At 42.4% G+C, this 4,429-nt stretch carries 4 protein-coding genes and 1 pseudogene; 1 reads left to right on the top strand and 4 read right to left on the bottom strand.

The annotated features are described in order from the left end of the window. Positions 1-445 precede the first annotated feature (445 nt). Positions 446-1,654 carry a cytochrome P450 family protein gene (locus tag AZF08_RS16815; RefSeq protein ID WP_033679085.1) on the bottom strand — a complete coding sequence of 403 codons (1,209 nt, stop codon included), beginning with the start codon at positions 1,652-1,654 and terminating at the stop codon, positions 446-448. Positions 1,655-1,972: 318 nt separating this feature from the next. Here AZF08_RS16815 and AZF08_RS28855 point away from each other — a divergent pair. After that, positions 1,973-2,086, top strand: a pseudogene (locus AZF08_RS28855) (MarR family transcriptional regulator); the annotation flags it as partial. 289 nt (positions 2,087-2,375) lie between these two features. On the opposite strand, the gene AZF08_RS16810 reads toward AZF08_RS28855, so the two are convergent. The 3 genes from AZF08_RS16810 to AZF08_RS16800 form a co-directional block, all read right to left on the bottom strand. Next, positions 2,376-3,125, bottom strand: coding sequence for an ABC transporter permease (locus AZF08_RS16810; protein ID WP_033679083.1), 750 nt, complete (start codon positions 3,123-3,125; stop codon positions 2,376-2,378). After that, on the bottom strand, positions 3,126-3,887 hold the full coding sequence (locus AZF08_RS16805) for an ABC transporter ATP-binding protein (RefSeq protein WP_033679081.1): 762 nt from the start codon (positions 3,885-3,887) through the stop codon (positions 3,126-3,128). Positions 3,888-4,058: 171 nt separating this feature from the next. Further along, the gene (locus AZF08_RS16800) at positions 4,059-4,400 is read right to left on the bottom strand and encodes a DUF1048 domain-containing protein (RefSeq protein WP_033679079.1); all 342 of its coding nucleotides are present in this window, start codon (positions 4,398-4,400) and stop codon (positions 4,059-4,061) included. Between the last annotated feature and the right edge of the window lie 29 nt (positions 4,401-4,429).

Raw genomic sequence — 4,429 nt, 5'->3', positions numbered from 1 at the left:
GTTCCAAAAACGACTCAACCACCGAGCTCCGATAGAATATCGAATCGCGATGGTTGCTTAGTCTTTTTTAATACTGTCTACTTGACAGGGATAAGACCACTTTTAGTCTTGCTTTTTTTTATTTTGTCTTATTTTACATTTTTTAGTTGTGATCATTTGATCACACCCTACCCCCTTTAAACCCTTGCTATTACTGACTTTCTTCACTTTGCTCTTCTCACTCTTATATATAGAGCTAAAAGTTCCTGGGCGCTAGCCCCCAAACCCCCAGCCAGCACTCTAGCCAAAACGCAAGGATCGTACCAAGATCAAAAATACATTTGACCAATAAATGGAAAACAGACCGATTTGAAATAGATATCAGTCTGTTTTTTACACAGGAATGGAAGAAACACTGTTATATTTTAGCTTTGTATCTAATTTAAAAACAATATATCACCGAAGGTTAGAAAATCATTGGGATACTAGCGATATAACGTACCACTCCATTATGGTTATAAATCAACTCATCTGGATCAATCGCCAATTTTAAATCTGGGAAGCGTCTAAGCAAAGTACCAAAGGCAACTTTTGCTTCCAATCTTGCAAGTGGAGCACCCAAACAGTGATGAATACCTTTGCCGAAGGCAAGATGATCGTTTTCTTTTCTCGTAATATCGAATACTTCCGGATTGGAAAACTGTTTTGGATCAAGGTTCGAAGTGCCAAGAGAGAATAGAACCATTTCTCCTTTGCGGATGTTTTTCCCATGCATCGTTATATCTTCACCTGCAAAACGCCAGCTGATCATGAGCGGTCCAGCATAGCGAAGTAGCTCTTCGATAGCATTAGGTAGCAAAGAAGGATTACTACGCAACAAAGCTAATTGTTCTGGATGTTTCTGCAAAGCAACCATACCATTTCCAATCAAATTTGTTGTGGTCTCATGTCCAGCAGTAATGAGTAATTGGACGGTAGAGAGCAGTTCGGGTTCACTCAGTTTATCCTCTTGATCGTGTGCGTGTATAAGGGAACTGATTACATCTTCCGTTGGATGTTTTCGTTTTTCTTCCAATGTTGCTCGGATGCATGAGTAATACTCTTTGATCCATGCAATATGGTCTTGACTAGGATCTGCCTTTATGCTTGCCCACAAATCATGAATTTTATCTTGATACAAAACAGGTATTCCTAACATCTCAGCAATAACCCGAAATGGAAGTGGAAAAGCAAAATCTGGAATAAGATCCATCTTCCCTTTTTTCTGTACTGCATCCAATAATTCATCTGTAATCTGTTGAATACGAGGTTCTAGATTCGCGATCATTTGAGGGGTAAAAGCTTTGGCTGTTAACCTGCGCAAACGAGTATGATCAGGTGGATCAGAGTCCAGCATATTTGGGAAATTTATATTCCATTCCCACTTCTCAGATCGATCTTCTAAATCTGGTTGATCTTGTGTAGGCTGTAGTTTTCGCACATCTCGAATAAACCGAGGATCTTTGAGAATAGCTACTGTATCCTCACGGTGAATCGCAAGCCAGGCTGGTCCCATTCCATAATAATCATCTAGACGGATAAGCGGCTCTTGTTGTTCCGTTAATTTTTTATAAAAGCCAACAATATCCTTCATATTTTCTGGAGAATTAAAATCTTCTGTTGTAATCTTTTTCATTTGGTTTCCCTCTCTTTACTTTTTTATCAGCCCTATTGATATGTCCTGCGCTTAGCATAGAGCCATATGTTCATCGGACGTTTATTCTCGATTTCATCAAATTCAAAGTCACCATGTTCAGTAAAACTTTTCATTAGGGGTTGCAATATCTCAAAAATCCATAGTAATCTCCTTTTGATAAGAGTTTTTATTATATTTTAAAGGTATATAATTCCTTATCTCTACAGAACTTTTTTAGATAATTTCGTCATTTAACAGTAAAGTCTCTACCAAGGATTCCCAAAATTTTAATAGATGAATACTCTATACAAATCTAGTAGTCCTAAAGATGGAATAGATAAAGCAACTCAACATATTTTTAGAAATTCATTAAGGAACTTTAAAATTGATGAGTCTAAGAAAAAATATAAATTACCAATCTACTTATTTTAGATGTCAAATTCTCATTGACATCTTTTTTTTATTATGTTTTTCCTTTTTTTAGGTGTTACGAAAAAGTAACACCTCATATACTATAAACCCTTGGTATTACTGATTTTTTTTATTTTCTCTATCTCACTCTTATATAGAGCTAAAAAATAGTCCTTATTCAAAAATTTGATACGTTTAATACGTGGGGTTTCTTCCCCACACGACGAGCCAGTACTCTAGCCAAAAAGCAAATTTCAGATCAAAAGATAAGAATAAAACCGATGATATGGCTAATCCCATAATGGTGTACTTACCCTAACTGACGTTTAAATACTTTACTGGCGAAGAAGTAAGCAATGATCATGATGCTGACGCACCAGGCAAGTGCGATCCAGATACCGTTGCCAACAGACCCTTCATACAAGAGGGCACGAATCGTATTCACTATTGAAGTCACGGGCTGGTTCTCAGCGAACGCACGGACAATTTTAGGCATGGTTTCAGTGGGGACAAAGGCCGAACTGATAAACGGCAGGAAAATCAGCGGGTACGAGTAGGCTGTCGCCCCTTCCATAGACCTCGCTGTCAATCCGGGAATGACGGCCAGCCATGTCAGCGCCAGCGTAAACAGCCCGAGTATCCCAGCTACCGCGAGCCAATCCAGGATATCAGCGCTGGAACGGAAGCCCATCAAGAGGGCGACGAGGATAACAACCACGACAGTAAGCGCATTGGAAACAAGCGAGGTCAACACGTGAGCCCACAATACCGACGAGCGCTTGATGGGCATGGTAATGAAACGTGCCATCAGCCCGCTCTTTACATCCGTAAACAGCCGCAGTGAAGTGTAAGCGACGCCGGATGCGATAGCCATCAGCAAGATTCCCGGCAATAAATAATTGACGTAGTTGTCCGTGCCTGTCTTTATGGCGCCGCCAAATACGTAGACAAACAGCAGCAGCATCATAATCGGCGTAATCGCCACCGTGATAATCGTATCCGGGCTGCGCATGATGTTGCGCATTAAACGTCCTAGTAATACCCCTGTTTTACTTTTCATTTACATCTCCTCCTTTTTGCCAATGATCGCGAGGAAAATTTCCTCCAATGTCGGCTGCTTCTCGATGTACTCCACTTTCGCTGGCGGGAACATCTCTTTGAGTTCGGTAAGGGTACCGGTCGTTATGATTTTTCCGCCATGCAGGATGGCGATACGGTCCGCCAGTTGTTCGGCTTCCTCCAGGTACTGGGTCGTCAGCAAGATGGTCGTGCCGCCGCCGGCAAGCTCCTTGACGGTATCCCAGACTTCAATCCGAGCTTCGGGGTCAAGCCCTGTCGTCGGTTCGTCGAGAAAAATGACTGCTGGCGTCCCGATCAGGCTCATGGCAATATCAAGCCGGCGCTTCATCCCGCCGGAATACTGGTCCGCCCGGCGGTTGGCCGCATCGGTCAGGCTGAATCTTGCAAGCAGATTGTCGGCGACTTGAGCGGGATTGGAAACTCCCCGCAACTTGGCGATCATCATCAAGTTTTCCCGCCCGGTGAGCATGCCGTCTAAAGCTGCGAACTGCCCTGTCAGGCTGATGCTCTGGCGAACATGATCCGGTTGACACTGGACGTCAAAGCCGCAAATACCTACTTCGCCGCCATCGGGCTTCATCAGCGTAGAGAGGATGTTGACCGTCGTCGTCTTGCCCGCTCCATTTGAGCCCAGCAGTGCGAAAATTTCGCCACGCCGCACCTCAAAATCCACTCCCTTTAAGACTTCCTTGTCTTTAAAGGATTTTTTTAACCCTTTTACAGAAATCACTGCATTGCTCATACTTTTTTCCTCCTTATAAAAAGCGCCTTGCGGAGCTAGATTGCCTATACTCTTCTATTTAGTCTGACTGATAATCTGTATAACTTATTACCGGGTTAAAAATATAACTGAATAGCAAAGGCGACAATTCACATTTGTAACCAGCTAATCAGTCGGTATTATCTATTGAATTTATTTTTTTCCCAATCGCTTCATGATACTCTGATTCAAATCTTCACGATATTTGGCGACATAGGTTTTAGCATTTGCCACTAGTTCGTCGGCAAAGGACGCCACGTCGTCCCCAGTGATTTCCAGCACTTGTCTACCTTCCGCCGCACCGGCTTCGAACAACTCGATTAATTCATACTGTATGTGCAGCATATCCATCCCGTTGCCCGCTGAGAAATTCCACATGTAGTTTTGAATTTTCTTAAATACAAACTGGTAGTCCTCTGGCAGGACTTCAACCCGTGCCATCATCATCCTGTATTCTTTTTTATCACCAATCATTTTTTTGAACATTTCCAACATGTTATTTTTCCTCCTTTTTTATAAAGCTG

This window comes from Bacillus gaemokensis, from assembly GCF_001590835.1.
In the GTDB taxonomy this organism is placed as follows: Bacteria; Bacillota; Bacilli; order Bacillales; family Bacillaceae_G; genus Bacillus_A; species Bacillus_A gaemokensis.
Note: the sequence above shows the minus strand (reverse complement) of the source record. Positions and strands in the feature narration are given on the sequence as shown.